19 protein-coding genes and 1 other annotated feature are annotated in these 23,117 nt (G+C 55.0%); of the genes, 6 read left to right on the top strand and 13 right to left on the bottom strand.

Features of this window, described 5'->3' with window-relative positions:
• Positions 1–46: 46 nt before the first annotated feature.
• The 7 genes from KTE_RS04065 to KTE_RS04035 all read right to left on the bottom strand — a co-directional run bounded on the left by KTE_RS04065 (position 47) and on the right by KTE_RS04035 (position 5,638).
• Positions 47–1,006: a hypothetical protein gene (locus KTE_RS04065; protein WP_201378814.1), complete on the bottom strand. Its 960-nt coding sequence runs from the start codon at positions 1,004–1,006 to the stop codon at positions 47–49.
• Entirely contained in the window at positions 955–1,872 is a 918-nt protein-coding gene (locus tag KTE_RS04060) for a serine/threonine-protein kinase (protein WP_201378812.1), read from the bottom strand. The genes KTE_RS04065 and KTE_RS04060 overlap by 52 nt, the downstream gene beginning before the upstream one ends.
• Before the next feature lie 212 nt (positions 1,873–2,084).
• Complete coding sequence (locus KTE_RS04055; protein ID WP_201378810.1) at positions 2,085–2,900, bottom strand: PIG-L deacetylase family protein; 816 nt, start codon at positions 2,898–2,900, stop codon at positions 2,085–2,087.
• Between the two features lie 131 nt (positions 2,901–3,031).
• Positions 3,032–4,015: an A/G-specific adenine glycosylase gene (locus tag KTE_RS04050; protein ID WP_201378808.1), complete on the bottom strand. Its 984-nt coding sequence runs from the start codon at positions 4,013–4,015 to the stop codon at positions 3,032–3,034.
• Between the two features lie 6 nt (positions 4,016–4,021).
• Positions 4,022–4,294: a hypothetical protein gene (locus KTE_RS04045; RefSeq protein ID WP_201378806.1), complete on the bottom strand. Its 273-nt coding sequence runs from the start codon at positions 4,292–4,294 to the stop codon at positions 4,022–4,024.
• Positions 4,295–4,420: 126 nt separating this feature from the next.
• A complete protein-coding gene (locus KTE_RS04040; RefSeq protein ID WP_201378804.1) occupies positions 4,421–5,182 on the bottom strand; it encodes a class I SAM-dependent methyltransferase in 762 nt (253 codons plus the stop codon).
• A gap of 162 nt (positions 5,183–5,344) precedes the next feature.
• The gene (locus KTE_RS04035) at positions 5,345–5,638 is read right to left on the bottom strand and encodes a hypothetical protein (protein WP_201378802.1); all 294 of its coding nucleotides are present in this window, start codon (positions 5,636–5,638) and stop codon (positions 5,345–5,347) included.
• Positions 5,639–5,799: 161 nt separating this feature from the next.
• Between KTE_RS04035 and KTE_RS04030 the strand changes: the two genes are divergently transcribed.
• The 4 genes from KTE_RS04030 (at position 5,800) to KTE_RS04015 (ending at position 9,625) form a co-directional block, all read left to right on the top strand.
• The gene (locus tag KTE_RS04030; RefSeq protein WP_201378800.1) at positions 5,800–6,336 is read left to right on the top strand and encodes a hypothetical protein; all 537 of its coding nucleotides are present in this window, start codon (positions 5,800–5,802) and stop codon (positions 6,334–6,336) included.
• Positions 6,337–6,472: 136 nt separating this feature from the next.
• On the top strand, positions 6,473–7,381 hold the full coding sequence (galT, locus tag KTE_RS04025; RefSeq protein WP_201378797.1) for a galactose-1-phosphate uridylyltransferase: 909 nt from the start codon (positions 6,473–6,475) through the stop codon (positions 7,379–7,381).
• 4 nt (positions 7,382–7,385) lie between these two features.
• A complete protein-coding gene (gene galK / locus KTE_RS04020; protein ID WP_201378795.1) occupies positions 7,386–8,681 on the top strand; it encodes a galactokinase in 1,296 nt (431 codons plus the stop codon).
• A 116-nt stretch (positions 8,682–8,797) separates the two neighbouring features.
• On the top strand, positions 8,798–9,625 hold the full coding sequence (locus tag KTE_RS04015) for a M55 family metallopeptidase (RefSeq protein WP_201378793.1): 828 nt from the start codon (positions 8,798–8,800) through the stop codon (positions 9,623–9,625).
• Between the two features lie 46 nt (positions 9,626–9,671).
• Here the strand turns inward: KTE_RS04015 and KTE_RS04010 are convergent, their stop codons facing one another.
• On the bottom strand, positions 9,672–11,720 hold the full coding sequence (locus KTE_RS04010; protein ID WP_201378791.1) for an FHA domain-containing protein: 2,049 nt from the start codon (positions 11,718–11,720) through the stop codon (positions 9,672–9,674).
• Between the two features lie 239 nt (positions 11,721–11,959).
• On the opposite strand from KTE_RS04010, the gene KTE_RS04005 reads away from it, so the two are divergent.
• The gene (locus tag KTE_RS04005; protein ID WP_201378789.1) at positions 11,960–13,627 is read left to right on the top strand and encodes a glycosyltransferase 87 family protein; all 1,668 of its coding nucleotides are present in this window, start codon (positions 11,960–11,962) and stop codon (positions 13,625–13,627) included.
• An 86-nt stretch (positions 13,628–13,713) separates the two neighbouring features.
• Here KTE_RS04005 and KTE_RS04000 read toward each other — a convergent pair whose 3' ends face one another.
• The 4 genes from KTE_RS04000 to KTE_RS03985 all read right to left on the bottom strand — a co-directional run bounded on the left by KTE_RS04000 (position 13,714) and on the right by KTE_RS03985 (position 19,345).
• Positions 13,714–15,435, bottom strand: coding sequence for a hypothetical protein (locus tag KTE_RS04000; RefSeq protein WP_201378787.1), 1,722 nt, complete (start codon positions 15,433–15,435; stop codon positions 13,714–13,716).
• Positions 15,436–15,511: 76 nt separating this feature from the next.
• Entirely contained in the window at positions 15,512–17,257 is a 1,746-nt protein-coding gene (locus KTE_RS03995) for a glycosyltransferase family 39 protein (protein ID WP_201378785.1), read from the bottom strand.
• 209 nt (positions 17,258–17,466) lie between these two features.
• On the bottom strand, positions 17,467–18,567 hold the full coding sequence (locus tag KTE_RS03990) for an RNA polymerase sigma factor RpoD/SigA (protein WP_201378783.1): 1,101 nt from the start codon (positions 18,565–18,567) through the stop codon (positions 17,467–17,469).
• A gap of 457 nt (positions 18,568–19,024) precedes the next feature.
• Positions 19,025–19,345 (bottom strand): DUF2171 domain-containing protein, encoded by a 321-nt coding sequence (locus KTE_RS03985; RefSeq protein WP_201378781.1) that lies wholly within the window; start codon positions 19,343–19,345, stop codon positions 19,025–19,027.
• Positions 19,346–19,523: 178 nt separating this feature from the next.
• Positions 19,524–19,779, top strand: a binding site (T-box leader).
• A 39-nt stretch (positions 19,780–19,818) separates the two neighbouring features.
• On the opposite strand from KTE_RS03985, the gene KTE_RS03980 reads away from it, so the two are divergent.
• Entirely contained in the window at positions 19,819–22,239 is a 2,421-nt protein-coding gene (locus KTE_RS03980; protein ID WP_201378779.1) for a valine--tRNA ligase, read from the top strand.
• 137 nt (positions 22,240–22,376) lie between these two features.
• On the opposite strand, the gene KTE_RS03975 is transcribed toward KTE_RS03980, so the two are convergent.
• On the bottom strand, positions 22,377–23,093 hold the full coding sequence (locus KTE_RS03975) for a zinc ribbon domain-containing protein (RefSeq protein WP_201378777.1): 717 nt from the start codon (positions 23,091–23,093) through the stop codon (positions 22,377–22,379).
• Positions 23,094–23,117 lie beyond the last annotated feature (24 nt).

The following is a 23,117-nucleotide window of genomic DNA, read 5'->3' as shown; positions in this document are numbered from 1 at the left end:
CTCGCGAACTCTTTCTATCTCCAATGTCGCATGTGTGGAGAACATGCTACTTCTCAAATATCCATAGATTGCGGAAGACGGCTTCGCTATCACCCTCCTGGTCGCTACCGGTCAGGAAGCCAACCATCCCCGAAGTATAGGCGTTATCCACAACATTGGAAAAAATAAGCTGCTTATTGATGTATAACGTAAACTGCGTCCCCTGCATAATTGCGAGCAGGGTATTAAGTTGCCCATACCCATTTATAATAGCACCTGAATGCGTCCAGTCAATAAGAGGTAGCCAGGCGGCCGGGTCGCTACCCTGGGCGCGAACAAAGCGGTATGAGCCTGTATTATTGAGTTCGAGCACATAAAATGACTGGCTCTCTGGTTGCAGGCGGAAGATAAGCCCATAGATGGTGCCACGTGACAGGCGAGCCTGGACCGTAATAGCCATGTTCGTAAAGGAGGGTGCATTCGTATAGCACCAGGCCAGCGCTCGGCTGGCGGCGTAGACATGATATCCTTGAGGCGTGAAATAGCACTGTTGGCCATCATTGAGCCAGCCACCACCTGGCGAGGTGAGGTCATGCGTATAGAGGACGGGACCAGCCCCAATCTCTGAGGTAATACCGGCTGTCGCCTGGACACGTGCGCGTGCTGCCAGCGTTGCCTGAGCCGGATTGCCTGGCAGGAGTCCCTGTGAGGATTGGCTGGCGAGAGAGAACAGGGAATTTGGCGCTGCCTGCCAGCGGATACTGTACCAGAACATAAGCAGGGGCAAGGCCAGGAGCAGGAGCAAGAGGCTAATGAGTGTGAAGAGGAGGGGGCGGCTAGGGCGATGTGCCTGGCGCAATTGGTTCGGTGAAGGCCAGCTAGCCATCGGCATTTGCAGGGGGAAGAGCGGTGTTGGGACCTCTGAGAGCACGAAATCTGGGTCCACTGGTGGCTGGAGCTTCGTTGTCTTCTTGATTAGTGGCGAGGCGTCCTCATCAGGCTCTGTTGGCTCGGAAATAGTGAGCATGAGATCTGTTTGGGTGAGTGCCAGGGCATTCTCAAGCGAGCAGGTGGGTATCGCTTTTTGCAGGGCTTGCAGATAGGCGTTGGAAAAGGCTCGTGCGCTCTGGTAGCGTTGCTCGGGATCCTTGGCGAGAGCCTGGAGCATGACGCTTTCGACGATGGTGGGGATGGCATCATTGAACTGGCTTGGAGGGGAGGCGGGGCCTGGATATGTTTTAAGGTGATGCCGACCGGTGTCTCTGCGCTAAAGGGAACGCGGCCAGTAAGCATTTGATAGAGAATGATACCCAGGGCGTAAATATCGCTGCGATAGTCGCTGATGCCATTAGACTGTTCGGGTGCCATATATTCAGGCGTGCCAACCGTCGCGCTGGAGTGGTTATAGGCGTCCGCCTCAATTTTGGCTTTCGCCAGGCCGAAATCGGCAAGATACGCGTACCCATCGGGACGCAGGAGAATATTGGATGGTTTGACATCACGATGCAGGATATCATGATCATGCGCATATTGCAGCGCGGATGCGATCTGATAGAGATAGCTGCCAGCTTCGTCAAGAGGGAGACGTTCACGATGATAGAGATAGTCGCGTAATGTGCCGCCTTCGATGAAAGGCATCACGAGATAATACCAGGGGCTTTGCTCGCCGAAATCGTACAGAGGGAGAATATGGTTATGGGAGAGCGCGCCAATTGCCAGGGCTTCGCGTTCAAAGCGACGGACGAATGGTTCATTACTCCCGTAGAGGACCTTGATGGCGACGCGCCGTTTGACGCGACGATCAAAGCCTAAGTAGACCTCAGAGGTTGATCCTTGTGCTACACGCCGATGTAGCTCATATCTGCCGAGGGTTGTTCCTTCTATGCCCTTCATCTATCCACACTCCTGCTGTTCCCTCTTGTTCAAGTTGCGCTGCGCTGCGCGGTGCCAGATCGAGCATTTGGTATTCGCCGTTGTGAGGAAATCTTGCTGGCGATTGGCGGTGAACACGCCCGACTGGACGTTTTTCCTGTCACTCTTCAGGATACCACGCAATGCCATGACAGGCGTTAGAAAACGCCTGTCAATAGCACAGATGAGTAAGTTTAGCGGCGGTAGGTCCAGTAGCGTTCCAGGTAAATGGTTTCTACGGGACGAATATTGTGCGTGTAGTGTGTCATGGCCTGGCGCATCTGCTCGGAGCCGCCAAAGTTCTGCTGGGTCTGTGTCGCGTATGCCTCAGCCGCCTCAATGCGCAGCTCAAGCATTTCTGACATCTCAACCAGGGTGGGCTCAAGCGGGAGGTCCAGTTCTTTCAAACGCGCGTCCAGGGCGCCGCTCTGTGTCACATAGGGGAAATCCTCGTAGAAGTAGACCTTTGCCCCGTGCTGTGCCAGGCTATCGGCCACGGATGCCACAATCTGGTGATCGACATGGCGTCCAACGCCAAGTGGCGCGTACCACACTGTATCGGGAAGGCGATTGTGCAGTGTGAGCAGGCCATTGAGCAACTGACGCTCGATCTCGGCGTCGGCGGGATGTACATCACCACCCATCAATTGCGAATCGCTGTTGTAATAGGTTGGGGTGCCGCGATAAATGGCATCTTGGTAGTCGAGCCAGAGATAGTCGGTTGGGAAGAGATCAAGCGCCTTGGCATCCTCTTTACGGCGTATCTCAATAATGTCCTGGGCCGTGGTTGTGCCACCAAAGCCGCGCTGGCGATGCACCTGTTGGGCGAAGGGGCTGAGGGTACCTGTGGTTGGGGCGCCCCCAAAAACGGTGATGACCAGGGGACGCAATCCGCTGCTCAACTGTACACCCAGTGTGCCTCCACAGGAGTAGACCACGTCATCATAGTGTGGTGAGAGAAAGATGTGGCGATGATGTGTTTGTATATCGTTCAAGCTTGTTAGTCGCAACTGCTCGTTCCTCCAAGTAAAATATAGTGCCTCTCAGAAAACCTGAGCGCGCGAGCGGCGTTAGTTTTCGTATAGGGAGACCGGCTCCAGGTAATGAATAAAACAGGTTTCTTTGGTCACCTACAGGTGGGTTAGGGTAAGCGGACTCCATCCTCTGCATCGTCGACCAGGCCGTCTTTTGCCAGACCACTCACCAGACGTTGTAGCCAGGGTTGGTCCGCATCGCTATACTCAGGCTTGATTTTGGGTCCGAGAAGAGTGAGAGTGATGCGCTCTCCCGCTGGCAACGAACGAAGCAGATCAACGATCCGCCCACGAAAGTAGCGATTGGTGCTTGTGAAGGGTTGGCTCTGATAGCTGGTTTTCTTTTCCCCCACCTTGCGCATCTGTCGTAGAACCACCCCGGACGGGAAGAGGCTATGCTGGCTCATCTCCTGATAAGCTTTGCAGGGCTCTTGTAGTGGGCATGCCATACAGCGCGGATTGTTACTTGTACAGGTCGTTGCTCCCATATCCATCAGGGCCTGATTCCAGTTGTAGGCCTCGCCAGGTGGCAAGACCTGTTCCGCAAGCGCCAGCATAGCCGCGTCGTTCAATGCTGTCTCTGGCTGCTCAACACCAATGAAAATGCGATGGAGCACGCGGCGAATGTTGGTATCAACGGTGGCTACTTGCTTATGATAAGCGAAACAGGCAATGGCACCAGCCGTATAGCGGCCAATCCCTTTGAGAGAGAGCAATCCCTCGACAGTATCGGGAATACGTCCATCATACTGAGCCATAACCTGTTGCGCAATGGCTTGTAGGCGCACCGCACGCATGTTGTATCCCAGGGGAACCCATACGTTGATGACATCGGCGGTAGGAGCCACGGCCAGGTCTGCAAGCGTCGGGAACGCGCTCAGAAATTGTTGATATTTGGGCAACACGCGATCAACCTGGGTCTGTTGGAGCATTATCTCTGACACCAGAATCGCATAGGGATCGCTGGTGCGACGCCAGGGTAGATCACGTTGCTCTGCTGCATACCAACGCAGTAAGTCACTCTGAGCGCGTGTAATATGGTCAGGCGCGAGCTGAGAAGAAATAGATGAGGGCTGTGAATCCATGCTCATGCAGATCTAAACTTTGCTCTTCTGCGCGCTTGCTTCTGGTGACGATGCCTGGTCAGCACTGCGCTTGCGCGGCGTAATGTTGAAGAGCGTTTTGCCGCCCTCTTTCCAGCATTGCGCGTCGGGAGCAGGCAGATTTTCGCACAAGACCCAGTCCTGGGCATCTTTGAGAACATGGCCCTTGACGCACTTGGCATACATAATGTGCTCGTTCAGGTCGGGGTCGCCCGGCTTGATGTTTGCTGAGGCAATTTTAGGAATGAAAAATCTACACCACGGCACGGCTAGGTACCTTCCTTAATTTTGATTGATAAAGACACTTGAAACACCACCGCTCTATTCCTTCATTTGACTATGGTGGCACTGCCAATTATAACGCATTATGTTTGATAGCGTCTAGAGCACTCGTTATTGCGATGGTGTGGGTTTCTGGCTGACGATGACGAGCCGGCTATCGAGTGTCAGGGCGTTGCCATCCAGGTCGCCATAATAGCCTGTGACCTGTAACCCTGCTTGATTGATCAGGCTGATGAGTTCGGTAAGTGTATAGATGCGTATGGATTGGCGATGTTCGATGCGCTCGCCATTGGGATGAAGCAGGGTGATGCGGACGTTATTGCGGCTCTTGAGCAGATCGATCTCACGCTCTTCCATGACGATTAAGCCATTGTCGTAGCGAATCATACTTTGAGGGGTAAAGGCACGTACGACTCGTGGTTGGTAGACGGTTTCTAGTAGAAAGATGCCTCCGGGCGCGAGTGCTTTGTGAATCTCTTTGAGCACCAGAAGATCATCTTCTTCCTGCTCAAAATAGCCAAAGGAGGTAAAGATATTGATGGCTGCATCAAAGGTGTCTTCATAGGGGATGGAGCGCATATCTTGCTGTAACCAGTCGATGTTGAGGTGTAGCCTGGCGGTCTCCTGGCGTGCTCGATCAAGGAGGGCCGCGCTAAGGTCTAGCCCGGTAACAGCATATCCGCGTTGCGCTAATGGGAGGGCATGGCGTCCATCTCCACAACACACATCTAAGATCCGCATGCCTGGCGTGAGGTGAAGTAGCGCTTCAATGGCACTGACCTCATGTTGGGTGCGAGATGCAGGTAGGAATGGGGAGTAGATCTGTAGATAGTCTTCGCCAAAAAACGTTTGGTACCAGGGCTGGCTACTCATGCTCAACTCCTTTGACCTGTGCTGGGTATGTCTGTTTGAAGGTGTCTTATACTAAATCTTCTACTAAGAATAAACGATCTTATACCCTCTTTTTGTGGGAACCACGTATCTACCTCTTTACAAGATGTTCTCAGCGTCTGCGATGCTTAGCAGGGGCAGCGCTTACGGCAAAAGTGTCAGGCGGACCCACCAGGTGCAGGCTTTGAAGGCAAGGAGGCCGTAGAGTACACCCCACACTTCGTGCAGCAAGGCGTAGCTGGCGGCCATCGTGAGGAGGAAGAGCAGGGCCAGGCCAGCGGTTTGTTTCATGTATAGGGCGCGCTGGTAGCGGCGAAAGCCGCTCGGTGGCGAGTCGCGGAAGTGCCAGGTAATAATCCATACTCGGGAAAGTAGTACTATAATCCCAGTCGGCCCTATAATATGCAGGCAGAGAGAGAGCACTGAAAGATAGGACATCTGCGTCTCCTGGTTAGACCATGTGACGACTAATAGTATAGTAGAACGCGCAAACACGGCTGGAATGTATTATAATTGAGACGGCCTGAGAACCGGAAATGGGCCTGATTGATCTCTTATTTCGAAAGGCAGTTGTACGTGTGTTTGCAGAAGAATTAGTGGTGATAGATACTGATTCGGCATTATGGGAGGCGGTCAGGCCTTTGGTAGCCGCTGCGCTACGACTTGATCAACAGCAGGAGCCATCCTGGCATGGGTGGAATAAGGAGCAGATAACCACGTTCTTACGCACGCTCCCAGAGCACTGTACCCTTGTCTGCGGGGTATGGGATACGCTGACTGATGAAGAGGGCGATGAGCGCGAGGTGCTGGTGTTGGGATGCGTGTGCGAAGTACAAAGGGGAGAGGTGCTGACAGTGAGGACGTTTGAGGCGCTACAGGACGAAAAGCTTCCCCCACTACAGGAGTTGGAGCCGGGTTTTGAGCATGCACGCGAAATTATCCGCACCATAAAAGCCCAGATTGCTCCCGTGGCCTGGGCTTTGTTTACCGATAAGACGACCTGGGATGAATGGTTGCTGGCTGAGGGTAATGAGGGGGGCGTAGCCGATAAAAAAGCGCTACTTTCGCTCTTTGCCCAGCAGGGGCGCTGTGTACTTATGGGCAGCCAGGCCGCGCATCACTCTCATCATCCATAAATAGAGACTTGCTCTTCTGATAGGTGGTATGGTGGGTCATGGCGGCCTGTGGCTGTTACGATCCACCATACCACCCATTCAGAGATATGTTGCACACAAGATTCATAGAATATAAAGCAAAGAATTTGGGAATAATATGGAACAGAAGACGCCTTTAATTTGGAATCCAATTCTACGGCAATATTTGGTGAATGCACCTCATCGTATGAGCCGCCGCGAAGGAACAACGCAATGCCCGTTTTGTGCTGACATTACCGAAGGGCGTGTAAGTGAGGATACGCAGGTATGGCTCCATCCGAATGATTTCCCTCCCTTGCAACCTCCAGTTGGTGAGGCGGTTGTAGTTATTTATAATCGCGACCACGAGAAGACCTTCACCCAGCTGACCGTGGATGAAGTGTTCGCGGTGACGAAGCTCTGGCGCGAACTATATAATGATCTCTCCTCGCGCTACCCGGCGGTAATGATCTTTGAGAATAGCGGTGAAGCTATCGGCCAGACGCAGCACCATCCTCATGGACAGGCCTATGGCGTCTCTGTCTTACCTCCTGTTCTGGAGCGTAAGTTGGAGACAACGGTACTCGAACACGAGGCTGGCCGCGGGTGTCCCTTCTGCCGCGTGCGCGATGAATTGACGGATACCGATTTTGAGGTAGCCCACAATGAGACCTGGCAGGCGTTTTTGCCCCCCTATGTGCGCTATCCCTATGAGACGCATCTCTATTTGAAGCGGCATGTGCCTAGCCTGGCACAAGCAACCGATGAGGAACTGCGCGACCTCGCCGCCATGCTCCTGAAGGTCATTCGTGGCTATAACAATCTCTTTGATGGCGCGATTGCTCCGATGCCCTACCTGCTAGGTCTGCATCAATTGCAGGATGAGCGGTTCCACTTCCACGTTGAGATTCTTGCTATTGGACGTGCGCCGGGTAAGCTTAAATTTGCCGCCTCCTCAGAGTCTATCTGGGGCATGTGGACTAACGACTCCGCTCCGCAGCAGAAGGCGCTGGAGCTGCGACAGGCTATTGAGAAAGAGATGGAGTAGTAGCATGGAGAGAAAGCAGTATCCACAACCCGCCCTTGAGGCGGCCCAGAAGTTCGCCACGGTTTTCCAGGACGATGGCGTGTACGCGGGTCCGCTCAGTGCAGCCTGGGCGCCGGGTCGTGTCAATATTATTGGCGAGCATACTGACTATAATGACGGCTTTGTCTTGCCATTGGCGGTCGACCGTGTCTCGGCCTTTGCGGGCCGTACGCGCCAGGATCAGGAGGTGCGCCTCTGGTCAGCGCATTTTGAGGAGTATGCGCAGTTTTCGCTTGAGCAACTGCCCGGCTCATTTGAGCAGCAGCGCCAGGGACTTCCCGGCTGGGCGCGCTATGTTCTGGGTGTGGTGACCGAACTGGTACGCGCGGGCTTTGCGCTCAAGGGCTTTGACGCGGTTGTGGCTGGCGATGTACCCCTGGGTGGTGGCATGAGTTCTTCAGCGGCCCTTGAGGTGGCGACGGTCTATGCCTGTGCCCAGTTCTCGGGTGGGCAGCTCAAGATTGGTGATGGCGAGGAGAGCCAGCCGCGCCCCCAGTGGGGGTTACAGAAGATGGAGGTCGCGGCGCTCTGCCAGCGTGCTGAACACATTGCCTCTGGCCTGCGCTCGGGTATTCTGGACCAGGCGGCCTCATGCCTGGGGCAGCCCGGACAGGCGGTCTTGCTGGATTGCCGCTCGTTTGCGTACCAGTATTTCCCCTTCTCTGACCCAGAGGTCGCGGTTGTAGTCATTGATACTAGCGTGCGTCGTGAACTGGCGAGTACGGCTTATAACGAGCGTCGCCAGCAGTGCGAGGAGGCGGCGAGCCTGTTGCGCGAGGCGATCTTGCGCGATGAGCCGGAGAACGCCCAGGCGCGCGAGATCAAGGCTCTCCGCGATATTACGCCTGAGCAGTTCGCGCGCTACAAAGATCAGCTTCCTGAACTGCTACGTAAGCGCGCGGGCTATGTTATCGCCGAGGACGAGCGTGTGATGCAGGTTGTGGAGCTGTTAAAGCGCAATGATTTTGAAGCTGTTGGTCAGGTGCTCTGGCAGGGCCACGCGGGTTTGCGTGATGAGTACGAAGTAAGCTGTTCAGAACTGGATGCCCTGGTGGATATCGCACATAGCGTTCCCGGTGTGCTCGGGGCGCGTATGCTGGGTGGTGGCTTTGGTGGTTGCACAATCAACCTGGTGCGCCAGGAGGCGGTCACCGCGCTGACACAGGCCGTCGAAGAGCAGTATCCCGAGCGCACAGGACGCCAGGCCAGCATCGACATCTGTCGCGCGGCAGGCGGTCCCGGCATGGCGGTCCTGGAGTAAGCTACCTGCCTGGCTGTATCCTGTCGAACGACGTCTACAGGTGCTCCGTGTTCCTCATGTTGCACGATGTGTGTGGAGAGGTGCGCGGAGCACCTGGCTTTAGTAAGGGAGTTGCTATGAAGCTTTTTCTTTCGACCGATTTTGAGGGAACAAGTGGGATCGTGGCCTGGGAGCAGATCATCGAGGGCAATCCTGAGTACGCCCAGGGACGAAAATTGCTGACCGACGAAGTCAACGCTGTAATCGCTGGCGCTCAGGAGGCTGGCGCGCACGAGTTTGTCGTCAATGATGCCCATCATGCGATGCGCAACCTCCATCCCCAGGACTTGCTGGGGCGAGCGACCCTCATCACTGGTCGACATAAGCCGTTGTATATGATGCAGGGATTGGATGCCTCCTTTGATGGCGTCTGTTTCGTCAGCTATCACGGTTCGATTGGGGCCGAGCGCGCGATTCTCTCGCATACCTATAATCCTGGAGCGATCTGGGAGGTGCGCATCAATGGCGAGGTCGTGGGCGAGTCTGGTTTGAATGCCCTGGTCGCGGCGCATTATGGTGTACCTATTATTCTGGTGAGCGGTGATGCGGCAACCGCCCAGGAGGTGCAAACCTTTGCTCCCCAGGCTGAAACGGTCGTGGTGAAAGACTCCATTGGACGTTTTGCCGCGGTCAACCTGCATCCAGAAGTAGCCTGTGAGATGCTGCATGCAGGGGCAAAACGAGCTGTTGAGCAGCTCGCACAGGCACAACCTCCCCATTTCAAACTACCCGTCATGCTGGAGATAACCTTTCTGGTGGCGGATATGGCGGATATGGCGCTCTGGATTCGCGGGGTGGAGCGCGTCGGACCCCGCACCGTGAAGGTCGTGAGCGAGCAACTGTTAGACCTCTACCGCATCTTTGTGACGATTGTCACTCTAACGCGCTCGCTAGTGGATCGCTAACGTTGAATTGTAGGGTCCAAGCTAGCTTGGACCCTACAACAACTCTCTAGGCGTGTTCGATTTCGACAAGAGGAGCTGTCTGGGGTGTGGTGACGCCAGCTTGCTGGAAGAGCAGGCTGTATCGGCCAATCTGGATATTATCTCCGTGATGCAGGGGATAGCCAATGCCGCTGGTAAGCTTGCGTCCATTGATGAACACTCCTTTGGCGCTGCGCTGGTCGAAGAGCACAAACTGGTCATTGACACATTTGAGTAGCGCGTGGTGGCGCGAGGTAAGGTTATCTTGCTCCAGAAGAATATCGCTGGAGCCAGCGCGTCCCAGGGTGATGGTCTCGGCTGGCTCTAGCTTGATCTCTATAGGGGTTGCAGTGTAGGGCGAGGTGATGGTAAAGCGCGCTTGCGTTATTACAACCTCTTCTTGTACATCTAATTCAGTGATAGGCTCTTGCTGGGCCTCGGGTTGAGGCTCATCCACTGGCTGGATACCGGGTGGTGGCGTGAGCGGTGGCGTAGGAAGCGGTTGTGGAATATCTGGTTCCGGCTGTGGTAGCGTTACTGGTTCCTCGGGAGCAAGTGGCTCTGTGCGTGGCTCCTTTGGTTCAGGCACCTCGTTTGGCTCTGTAGGCAGTGATGGCTGCTGCGGTTGGGGATGCGTTGGCACCGGCTCGCTAGGCGTTGGCTGCTCAGGCTGTGGTTGAGGACGAACGGGCTCTGTCGGCTTCTCAGGTGCGGGCTGCGTAGGTTGAGGCTCAGCGGGAATAGATGGCTCCTGTGGCTGAGGGTGAGTGGGTTCAGGCTCAACTGGTGGCTGGACTGGCTCTGGCGCGGCAGGAGGGATGGGCTGCGCGATATCTGGCTCGATGCGTGGTTGTGGTTCAGGCTGCTGCTGTTGCTCTATGGCCGGAGTAGCGCCTGGAGTGTGAGAAGACGCCAGCATCTCCAGGAGCGAAAGCGTATTTGATGTCTCAGCCTGTCTCATTGGTTCCAGTGGGGTGGTATGACTGGTTGGTGTGGTCTCCGATGTAGGTGTAACCGGGAGGGAAGGGGTGAGCAGCGAGGCCAGCAATCGCTCGAATTGAGAGAGTTCTGGCGCCGCAGGAACGATCTCTTCAGGTTGCTGTTCCTTGTCTTGCTGAGCGGCCTGTGCCTTAGCCTTCTCTGAAGCCGCGAAGATCTCTTTGAGCAGGTCGAGTGAAAGCACGGTTGTCTCAGGCATTTCAGCAGCGCCTTGCTCTGCATTGCCGAATTCGTTTGGTAAGAAAAGGGTGCCTTCTAGAGCCTGGACGAAGGCTAGCATAGTGGAATAGCGTCGCTCGGGGTTGGGATCGAGGGCACGGTGGAGAATCGTCTCTTGCTGTCTCGTAACGTGGGGATTGAGAGGGAGGAGCGAAGGTGGAATTTCAAACTGTTTCTGGCGCAGGACCTCCTGGGGGCGACCAATAAATGGGAGGCGGCCAGCTAGCCAGAAATAGAGCAGAATAGCTAAGGCATACTGATCGCAAGCGGGGCTATAGTGACGGTGCCACTGTTCTGGTGCCGCGGTTGCGGGTAGTAGAAGAGGCTGTAGACCTCCCACATGTTGCGCGAAGTAGGTAAAGCCTGCGTCCGCGACCTGGAGCGATGTGGTTTCCGTAGGGGTGGGGATTTCTTCATTGAGAAGGACATTGGAGAATGTGAGGGCACCATGGATATACCCATGCGTATGCAGGTTATGGAGGGCCTGTGCCAGTGGCACAAGCTGCTTGATCGCGACCTGTGGCAGCATTGGTGCTTGAAAGTGTGCTCGCCCTGCATCACCAAGCAGGGAGCCAGCCGCAAAGTAGGTACGTGTGGCATACAGGCGCCCCTCGAAGTCGCCATAGTCGAGGAGGGCTGTGAGTTGTGGGTGAACAATCAAGCTGATATCTTGCATCTCGTGGAAGAATTGATAGCGAGCAGAATTGGGGAGCGCAGGCCATGGGTGCATGACTTTAAGCGTCACTATACATCCGAGATGGGAATCTTCTGCGGCATAGCTCTGGCTGATCAAGCTACCCCCCAGGGCGCGCACAATACGATAGCGCGCAAACATCTGACCTTCTGCCAATTCTTGCATACTTTCACCTCACAATGCGTATTCCAGTGCTATGAAGCATGGGGATATCGGTGCTCGGACTTATGCTTCGCGTCGTTATTGTAGCATACCATGCTTCCCAAGAATAGAGAGAGATCTGGAATATCCAGGATAGCCCAATGGTGGGAGTGCCTTGTCTTCAGGGATGGACACTACTATGCTGCCAGTGTGACCCGTCGATGATTGGAACGTCGTAGAAAGAAAAGATAGAGAAATATTCGATGGATACTGATATCTCACAAGAGAACGATGCTCAGCATGACTCTTCAAGCATACAGACTTCTTCTAATGCTCGGCGGGGGCGCCTGCTCGCTGATCCATGCGTTATTGCCCTGGGGGTAGCTGTAATCTTTTATGCTGCCTCGCTTACGCATCTTTTGCCGGGCGTGGGTATCTGGCATGCCGTGCTGGATATGGCTTTACTCATCTGTATAGGGACCTTGTTGCTCTATAAAGCCTACCAGGTTGCGCGTGCGCATGTATGGCCTGCCGGGAGGCGCCAACGCGTGGTACTGGATGCCTGCCTCTTGCTCTTGATGGGTTCTCTTCTCTTCTACGGCGCCTCCTGGCAGATGTTCAAGGCCTATACCGATGCCGCGAAATACAATTGCTATGCTCTAGCTTTCTGGCAGGGCCTGGACGCGGTCAAGACCTTACCTCCAGCGCAATGTGAGTTTATCTTTCGCCCGGTTACTTTTGACCAGGTGGCCGCGCCTCAGACACAGCAACATGTGCAGCAACCTCCATCTCTGTTAGACCAGGCGGAGCAGTATGGCGTTCCTGCCTCCTGGATGCATCAACTGCGCGCCTGGCAGCCTACCTCGCAGCCCCTGCATACGCTGCCGAATGAGTATCCATTGCCCGTATTGCTGCCATTCTCGCTGGGGCTTTTAGCACCGCAGGGTTGGTACCAGGTTAGTTTTGCCATCTGGATGGCGTTGCTAGCAGGCCTGCTGTGTTATCTGCTGGCGCGCTATCGCTCACGGGAGGCGGCCCTCTCATGTGCCTTTTATCTCATTACCGGTTGCTGGGCGACGGCGGTGGGCCGTTTTGACCTGTTGCCAGCGCTGTTTACGTTGCTGGCGGTCGTCTACGCGGCCCGCTCGCGTTGGGGCTGGGCATTTGCCTACCTGGCCCTGGCCACGCTCTGTAAATTTTACCCAGTATTGCTCTTGCTTCCCTTCCTGCTCCAGCAGCAGCGCCTGGTGCAGGGGAACTGGCGTGCCTGGCAACGCTGGCTTCCCCTGGTGGTCTTTGGGCTTGTGTGCGCGGGCATTGTTGTGGTTTCACTGCTCTTCAGTGTGGAGGGAACCTTGAAGCCCCTGACCTACTTTGGTGACCGCCCAATCCAGGTAGAGTCGCTGCCCGCCTCGCTAATGTGGCTCACGAGCCTGGTCACGGGATTGCCCTTGACCTTCAAGTTTACGTATGGTTCCTTGAACATGTTTGGCTCGCCCGCGCAAATCATTGGTAGTCTGAGTACGCCCCTGTTGTTGGTAGGCCTGGCGTATACCTACTGGCTGCAATGGCGAGGCAAGATCGATCTGGCGACCAGCTCGCTCTTGACGCTCCTCCTGGTGATTGGTACCAGCAAAGTGTTCAGTCCCCAATACTTGATCTGGGTGGCGCCGCTGGTGGCCTACGTTGGCCAGGCAAACTGGCGCTGGATGGTGTCCTGGGGACTTTTGGGTGTGCTGACAACCTTGATCTATCCCTACATCTATATCTCCGTCTCGTTGCAAGCGGTTCCCCAGCAGCCAATCTTCTTTCCCATTGTCACCATACGCAATTTTATTCTGGCCGGTTTTATTATTGCACTCCTGATAGCAGGTCAACGCGGGCGGCTCTCTGCGCGTTCGCAGGAGCATTCACCAGCCGCGCTTTCATGATGTGGTGAGGTTGGATAGGTAGCAAGAAGGCCCGCGTCATATGCGACGCGGGCCTTCTTGTCTCTCAGGTGGAGAATAGTGCTTTACTAGGCCTGGTGTACGTGCTCTTCCTGAGTGAGCATTGCTGCCTGGGAGTGGCGGGGCCGCCAGTAGTAGAGAACCAGGAAGGTAGCTATAGGGGGGAGCAGGGTCGTCAAGAAGTCCCAGCCATTCCAGCGCCCAAAAGGCGAGATAGGAAAGAAGAAGAGGTAGAGGAAATGGATGGTCAGCGTAAATTGCAGGGTTGTACCCACCAGGGCGCGCGGCAGGCGACCACGCGCGGGTAGGCAGATGCAGGCCAAGCCTATGACCCAGGTAATATACCAGGGGAAGAGCCAGGTGATGACGAGGTAGAGCAGCGATAGGAAGGCGATACAGGCCAGTGCCCATACTTGAATACTGGGTTTACGCCAGAGCGCGACCAGGCCTGCTAGCATCGAGGTGCCTATGACAATCACATTGATGATCCGCCAGACAACGGGAGTTGCCAGCACGGTAAAGATTGTGTAATTGACGCCCTCCTGCTGACTCTTGTTCCAGTCGAGCCAGCGGCCAGCGGCTTGCTGAATGGAGTTGTAAGATAGGTAGGAGGATGGTGGGGACGAGAAGCTCTTGATAATATCGGGAACGCTATGTCCCAGGCAGAAAGGCAGGTAGAAACCGATCACCAGCACCGCGCAGAAGGCGCCGCCAATGAGGATATCCCTGCCTGCCTCTAAGAGCTGACCCCGAAGCGCTTTCCCTTGTTGAGCCGCGGCCAGCATAGCACGCCGCCCCATGAGCACGAAGAAGAGCAAGACCAGGGGGGCGCAGGAATACTTGATCAGGATCGCGATAGAGAAGCAGGCCAGCGCGGGCAGGTAGTCGCGTACCCTCAAGCGCTCTGTGAAGGCGCGTAGTTCGTGTTGTAGCCAGCAGTAGGTCCCCAGAAGGAGGAAGGTGACCATAACCGTATCGTTATGGCCGCCCAGGCCGTTCTCTTGTAGCATCAAGGGATTCCAGGCATAGAGAAGCATGCCCAGGGTAACTGTACGCTCAGGGCGTCCCAGTTTGCGGAGAATCAAACCCACCAGGAGAATATTACAGAGATTGGAAGCCAGTGCCAGGAGGCGATAGGTCAGCAGGTAAGACAAGATATTTGTGCCTGCCAGGGTTGAGACCAGTGTACAGATGAGTACCCAGAAAGGTCCATAGGCGCATGTGGCACCCCGCCAATCGTCATACAGATTGAGTTTATCAGGGTAGTTTGTGAGTAGATCAAAGTAGGGACTGGCATGATAGGCTGAGACCAGTCGTCCGTAGCCAGCGTACACAAAGACATCATTGGAGAGCATGGCCGGCGTGAAGACGAAGCAGAGGCCAGCCAGGAGCGCAATTGCCATAATCCAGCGTTGAGTGACGCGGTAATTTGCCTGAGCGGGCTGGCGTGCAAGCCACCAGGCGCTTATGCCATAGACAAGAAACGCGAGAAGGGTCGCGCCGATAAAGAACACCAGGCTGGTATTTTTCACTGATCTGGCAGGAGTGCCCACGAGATGGAGATCTGTTGGGAGCCAGGCACTCAAGCTGAGAAGTGCATTGATGAAGGGCGCGATCCCATTCATATGCTGTACCCCAACCAATCGTGAGAGGGGTGAGAGCATCAATACTGTGCAGAGCAGGAGCGCCAGAGCACAGAGGCCGAGTCCTCTCAGGGAGGGACTCGGCGCCTTTACTTTTATACTGGTATTCGCTGTGGCCGGGAAACGTTCTGATATGGTTGAATGCATACGGTAAACAAACTCCTGGCTACATGCTCAAACGCAGATCGCTTTCTGAGTCGCTAGAGAGGCGACCTGGGGACGGTTAGCGCGAGAGAATGTAGCAGTAAATGGTATTGCCACCGGTGACGGTATGCACAATATGCGAGCGCCAGGGTTCGGGTATTGTATACCCGCGCTGCTGCAGGTGCATTGGCCAGACAAGGTAGTCGCTTTTGTAGGTGCGATCGGACGGGGTCACCGTCGAGAGGCTGAGCTGTTTGGGTAAATCCTGATTGTAATAGTACCAGCTCTGCTCATCCTGAGGGCCGCTCCCTAGAGTCGCTGAGGAGATCGCCACGAGACCAACCCTGGCAGGCCCTTTATCGTTGTCAGCCAGCCAGAGGACAGCATCGCGATAACCTGGATAGGCCACTTGCAGTGAGGCATTTTCGTTTGGGAAAAGTTCACTGGTATAGCCCTCAGCATCCGGAATAGTCACGAGGCCGATCAGGTGTGGAATTGTGAGGATGAGTACCATCAGCGCAATGGTGATTCCTGCACGGGCGTTCAAGGGTGTATAAGGGCGTACGAGCGAAATTTTCTGCTCATCGAGAGGTGTCCCATCTATCGCGACTGCCTGACTGCTTTGCTGCTTCCACGGTAGGGAACGGCGGTAGCGTAACAGGACTGCCAGGCCAAAGGCTCCACTTAGAGCGATAGGTGGCACCACTGGCAGATAGTAGTGTGTCCCTACAACAATATTTAGCAGGCCATACATCGCTATGGCGCTAACGAGCCAGATCGAGAGGAAGACCACGCTAGCTGCCTCCATCGGGGTAACGGTGTTTGGCGTGCGGTGATAGCGAACGAGTTTGACTACAGCATACACGATAAAGCCGAGCGCTGGCAGCGTCAGGAATACACTGAGCTTGGCTCCCAACATGTAGAAAATGGTCCAGCGTGGCATATGCTCGTAGGCGGCTCCGGCCATAAAGGTGAGATGCCCATTTGAGGAGTGATTCCACTCAAAAAAGAAGCTTTGAAAGAGCTTCACAGGTGGATTGGTCCAGATGGCGGGATCGACGAGCAGGAAAACGAGTGGCGAGAGCAGCATGGCGCCAAGCCACCATTTCCACGGTAGTTTGCTAGCTTCGCCCAGGCGAGGGTGGATGAAGAAGGTATAGTAGAGCGCATAGAGCACCATACCTGGCACCAGGAAGACGGCGGGATATTTGCTATCAGCCGCCAGCCCCAGGAAGACGCCCACCAGCAGATACATCCAGGGACGCTGGACCGCGTACCACAGCAGCAGGAAGGCGATGGTCGCGAGCGCGGTCATCGTCATATCCAGGTAGGCCAGGGCGCTAAAATAGGCCAACCAGGGGCTGACCGCCAGGCAGAGCGCTGCCAGCGTCGCCACAGTACGCCCAAAGGGGCGGCGACCAAGCCAATAGATAGCTGCGATCAGGAGCACGCCCATAACAATGCTGGGAACGCGCCCGGCCTGTAGCGTGGTGAGAGGATGTCCCAGGCGCGAGTTACACGCCAGAGTGAAGCCAATTAAGAGCTTTACCAGCGGCGGATGCTCGTAGTTGTAGTGCCAGGCTGGCGAGGTGAATTGGAGGTGGGTGAGGAGGGGGAAATAGACTTTTCCGCCCCAGATATAGACAATCTCGTCGGTAACCATGTCAAGCTGGTTCGCGAGCTGGATGCGTGGAATAAGCGCCACGATGAGCAGAACGAGGACCACACAAATATCGATAATAGCAGGGCGTGTAAGCCTGAAACGCGAGGTGGTGCCGCTCTGGATCGTGCTCTCTTTCTGGCGTTCAGTGAGTTGTTTGATCATGCTTGGAAAGCCTCTCCGCCAAGATGTTAAGTGTCAAACGAAGCGTGTTGATGTGCCAATGAGCTATTAAGAAGCTGTAGCCGTAGTATATATAGCATACTCTGGTAGAGTTGTCGAGCAAATAGCACGAAATGCATAAGACTGTAGGATGCGCAAGAGGGCGTCTGCACATGCAGACGCCCTCTTATCCTGTTTTATACTATGACGGGTTAAACGCAGTCGTGAAGCGCTTGCGCGTTGGTGACACTGCGGAGCTTCATGAGCGCCACAACTTCGAGCTGGCGTACACGTTCTCTGGAGATACCGAGCTCTTTGCCCACCTCCAGCAATGTACGGCTGCGACCATCACCTATGCCATAGCGCAGCATCACGACTGAGCGCTCTCGCGGCGTGAGCACGGCCAGGGCACGGTGGAGTTCTTCTCCAAGCAGGTGGCGCGAGGCTGTCTCGGCTGGCGCGGGAGTGGTATCGTCTTCGAGCGTATCGCCCAGCGAGTAACGTGTCTCATCGTCAACGGGTGTATCGAGGGAGACTGGCTGTTCGATAACTCCGAGCAAATTTTTGACCTCGTCGACCTCAAAATGACAGGCTTCCGCGATCTGCTCAGGCATAGGATCAAGCCCGTTTTCCTGGGAGAGCTGAGCGGAGATGCGGCGAATCTTGCGCAGGCGCGTTGAGACGTGTTCAGGGAGATGGATCATGCGCGATTGCTCGCCAGCGGCGCGGCTGACGGCCTGGCGAATCCACCAGGTGGCATACGTGCCGAAATGGCAGCCACGCTGGTAATCAAACTTCTCAGCGGCGCGCATTAAACCCAGGTTACCCTCCTGGATAAGATCGATCAAGGGGACACCTGTGCTGGTGTAGCGGCGTGCAATGGAGATGACCAGGCGCAGGTTGGATTCGACGAGTTTACGGCGAGCTATGGTGTCGCCTGCCGCCGCTCTTTGTGCCAGGTCGATCTCTTCCGCGTGTGTGAGGAGTCCATACCCGCGAATGTCACGCAGGTAGCTCTGGAAGGCATCTTCAGAACCATTGGCCTTGGTACTGGTTACCCCACCGCGATGGGTATGTGCTGATGAAGTGCTATCCTCATCGCCCTCTTCGTCGTCGTCGTCATCATCATCACTCAGTAGGGCTGCGATCTCGTCTTCCAGTACCACAAAATGGGGAAGAGATTCGGTTGTACGTTGCGCTGTAAGCGCCTCGTCAATCTCAATGCCCAGGGAAGTGGTGAATTCTGCTAGCACATCCTCGTGGCTAGAAAGCCTGGATCGGCGCTCATCACTAATAGGATTGGCAATTGCCATGCTTCCACGCTCCCTTCTGGAAATCTACCGACAAATCAGCGTCGGCTCCATGGCCCGGTCTACAAAATAAGCATTCAGCTTATTGTGGCAATCTTTGGCTTCTGTCTGTTTATCTATACGTCCTAAGTGTAGTCAATGCCGCTTGTTATTACATCAGGTAATTACCTTAAATCGAGTAAGGTTCTAACCGTATCTTGTAGGGAGATAACAGTAGGCAGTTTTGTGCCAGGTCCAGGAACCCACGGTTGCTTCCGTCGAGGCTACAGCATAGCCAGAAAAACGGGATTTTGAGGTTCTATGCCTTAAGGTGATTTTCCTGAAAGCAGGTTGCCTGATTGTGGTAGAGCGGGTAGAGAGATATGCCTCTTTTCGGGAAAGTGCAAAAAAAACACCGGTCTGGCTGCTTGCTATACCGGACCGATGCTCTTACTGCATGTAGTATGCGGATTCAAAGAAATTATGCGCGATGGGTATTTAACGGATTATCGAGGTCAGTGCCGTGATCGTAGAACGTTTGCAGGGTGTCACCTGTATGCTCGTTGGGGCGCTGATCCCAGCGCATCTCTCTGGCCTCGGCCTTACTGACCATAAGATGGACGTTTTCCTCATCAATCGTTGAGATCACACTATAGGGAATGTAGCGATCCTTGTGGAAGAGGAGCCCTTTCTGCACCAGGAAGGAATCATCATAGACATCTTCGACATGCCCCAGATCCTCATTCTCTGCGGAGTATACTTCCATGCCTTTATGTATATTATTTGATGTCCACTGTGTCATGTGGCTTTGCCTTCCTTTCTACTGTATGTAAATGTCACAATGCAAAAGTTGACCTTATTATCTGGCTATCTTGCCATATTCACGCGTTACGCACCAGAAAAGTTTCATTTCTCTTCGCTCCTGCTACTTGACTCAACCGTGTAAGAGCGGTATGATAACCCTTGTAAACAAAATCTATAAAGTGACTGCGAACGAGCGGAGTAAGGGAAACGCGGATTGCCAGAGAAGAGAGGCCACCGGGTGAGAGCCTCTTTCAATTTAGTCCCCTGAACGTGGCTCGGAAGTCGAAGAACTGAGATGCACAAAACGTGTAGTAAGTTCTTCCGGGTGTGGCCCGTTATTGCTGCGCATAAGGATAGTCTGACCCTTGTCATGGTTGGGCGGGTCGACTATCGAATCAAGGTGGTACCGCGAGCGCTGCCCTCGTCCTTGTTTGACGGCAGCGGAATGTCTTCATCTGAAGGAGTACCACAATGAGCTTGCCCGACCGCTACAATTTTCGCTCCGCTGAGCCGCGCCTGGCGCAGTTTTGGCATGATGCCCAGACCTATGCCTTTCAGCCTGATGGCTCTGCGCCTGTCTACACGATTGATACCCCACCCCCTACTGTCTCTGGTGAACTCCATATTGGACACTGCTATTCCTATACGCAGGCCGATGTTATCGCGCGCTTTCACCGTATGCTTGGCGAACGCGTTCTCTATCCTATGGGCTTCGATGACAATGGTTTGCCTACGGAGCGCTTTGTTGAGAAGACCATCAAGCGCAAGGCTCTGGAGATGGAACTGCCCGAGTTCCTGGAGCAGTGTCATACCCTGATACACCAGACCGAGGAGCGCTTCGAAACGTTCTGGCGGCGCTTAAGCCTGAGCATCGACTGGCGCTATCGCTATTCCACCATTTCGCCGCAGGCGCAACGTACCTCGCAGTGGTCGTTTATTCAGCTCTACCAGGCAAAGCGTGTCTATGCGCTCCCGGCCCCCACCCTCTGGTGTCCCGAGTGTCAGACCGCAATAGCCCAGGCGGAAGTTGATGATACGACACTGTCAACGCGCTTCTCTACCCTGGCTTTTACGCTGGAGAATGGCACGACACTCCCTATTGCGACCACGCGCCCAGAACTGCTGTCAGCCTGTGTCGCCGTCTTTGTTCACCCTTCGGATGCGCGCTATGCTGGCCTGGTTGGGACACATGCCTCGCTCGCGAGCGCGTCTTTCGCCTCCAGAGAGCGTATTGAGGTTCCTATCCTGGCGGATGAGGCGGTTGATCCCGCCAAGGGGAGCGGCGCGGTTATGTGCTGTACCTTTGGCGATTCCACCGATGTTCGCTGGTGGCGCACCCATCAATTGCCGCTGCTGGCGGCTATTGGTCGCGATGGACGCATGACGGAACTGGCAGGACCACTGGCCGGTCTCTCTGTTCCACAGGCACGAAAGCGTATCCTGGAAATCCTGGCGGAGCAGGGATTGATCTTGCAGCAAGAGACGATTGAGCATAACGTCGGCGTTCATGAACGCTGTGGTACGCCCGTCGAATACCTGCACACGCGCCAGTGGTTTATTCGTGTCCTGGATCAGAAGGAGCGTTTCCTTGAGGCCGGGCGCCAGACTCGCTGGACGCCTGCCTTTATGCAGGCGCGCTATGAGCACTGGGTCGAGAATTTGCAATGGGACTGGTGTATCTCGCGCCAGCGCTTCCTGGGCGTTCCCATTCCTGCCTGGACGTGCCGAGCCTGTGGCCAATTGTTGCTGGCCTCGCGGGAGCAGTTGCCAATTGACCCGCGTACGACCGCACCCGAGCAGCCATGCTCCTGTGGCTCGACGGAGTTTGAGCCTGAACGCGATGTTATGGATACCTGGGCGACCTCGTCGTGCTCACCTCTGATCATCGCGAACTGGGTTGATGATCCAGAGCGCTTTGCGCGTCATTTCCCGGCCAGCCTGCGTCCTCAGGCGCATGACATCATTCGAACCTGGGCCTTCTATACCATTGTTAAGGCTCTGTATCATACTGGCGAGATTCCCTGGCGCGAGGTCCTGGTCTCGGGCCATGCCCTCTCGGCGGAGCGCTCGAAGATCTCGAAGTCCAAGGGGAATAGCCACACGGGTGGACCACTGGAACTAGTTGAGCGCGAGTCGGCGGACGCGTTGCGCTACTGGGCGACCTCGATTAAGCCTGGCCTGGATACGCCCTTTAATCCCGAGCTGATCGCCAATGGTCGTCGCCTGGTCACTAAGCTCTGGAACGCGGCCCGCTTTGCCGCGCGTCACTTGCGGGAACTCTCGCCTGAGGAGATAGCTTCTACGCAAGAGCCGGCTGGACTCCTGCCAACGGATCGTTGGCTGCTGGCTCGCCTGGCGCAGACCATGGAGCACGCCACCAGGGAACTTATGGAGAACGACTATGCCGCTGCGCGTGCGGAGGTCGAACGCTTCTTCTGGTCGGATTTCTGTGATAACTACCTGGAACTAGTCAAGGCGCGGTTGTATAACGATGAGGGCGAGCACACGCAGGCGGCCCGGTGGACACTTTATCAGGCCTTGCTGGCGGTTATAAAGCTGCTGGCTCCATATATGCCCTTTATCACGGAGGAGATCTACCAGGGCCTCTTTCAAGAGAGGGATGGTGCATCTTCGCTGCATCTCGCGTCCTGGCCCCAGGCGCCCATGTGGTGGCAGAATGCGCGAGCCGAGGCCGATGGGCAGGCGTTGCTGGACCTGATAAAACAGGTTCGGCGCTATAAAGCGGAGCAAGGACTCTCGGTTGGGGCAGAACTGGAGCGATTGGAGTTGAATGTTCGTCCAGAACTCAAGGATATGCTTGAGGCCGCCCTGGTCGACCTCAAAAGCGCCACGCGTGCGCGGGAATTGACCTTCACCTGGCAAGAGGCATAGTGGCGGCATACCGTGCGCTACGTACGTACGTGCCTACGCTCTTCGAGATCGCGAAGGAAGGGCAGGCATTTCGTAGGAGTAACGTCGACCCGGCATGAGTTGCGTTGGCGCGTACGTACGTAGCGCACGGTCCCTTCCTACAGGACAGAAGCGATCATGGCTAGTACGCCAAAGACCACTAATGTTCCTCCCAGGTAGATATCTTCAACCTGACCAGGGTTTGCTGCTGGCACTACAGTGCTCAAGCCTTCAGCAATAATGAGAACGATAAAACCAATGATCGTGATACCTAGAAAGGCCAGTAAACGTACCCACCACTTTAAACGTGGTTTTTTGTGCTTGATCATAATAAAGACAAGCGCCACTATAGCAACCAGGAAGAAAACTAAAAGAGCAACAATAGATATATCATTGCTAGTGAAGCCGGTTAGAAAGCCAAATACTCCTAGACTAGCCCAACATAAATTGAAGAGGTAGAGCATAATACTCAAAATAATTCCACCAGTGGAACGTCCCTGTTCGATTGGAACTTGAGGATATATCGGGGTTGCGTAGTAAGGCGTTTGCATTCCCGCAGATTGTTGTGCGTAGGGAGGAGGTGCATAGGCTTCCCCTGAGCCATAAGGACTGTAGGAGGCTGGAGTTGTATAGACAGGTGTGTCCTGGTAATTAGGGGTAGTAGATATCGCATCTTGCGACCGCCTGGTGACCCCATACATCTCTTCTCGCTGATTGACTGTATAGAGATCATTATTGGCGGGTTTCTCAACGATTTGCCCACAGGCCTCACAATAAAAGGCGCTGAGATCGTTGGCTTTACCACAATGAGGACAGTTTTTCATATAGTGCGGCATATTTCCACGCGCTAACGCGGAAGG

The sequence above is a fragment of the Ktedonobacter sp. SOSP1-85 genome (assembly GCF_016587415.1).
Taxonomy (GTDB): Bacteria; Chloroflexota; Ktedonobacteria; order Ktedonobacterales; family Ktedonobacteraceae; genus Ktedonobacter.
Note: the sequence above shows the minus strand (reverse complement) of the source record. Positions and strands in the feature narration are given on the sequence as shown.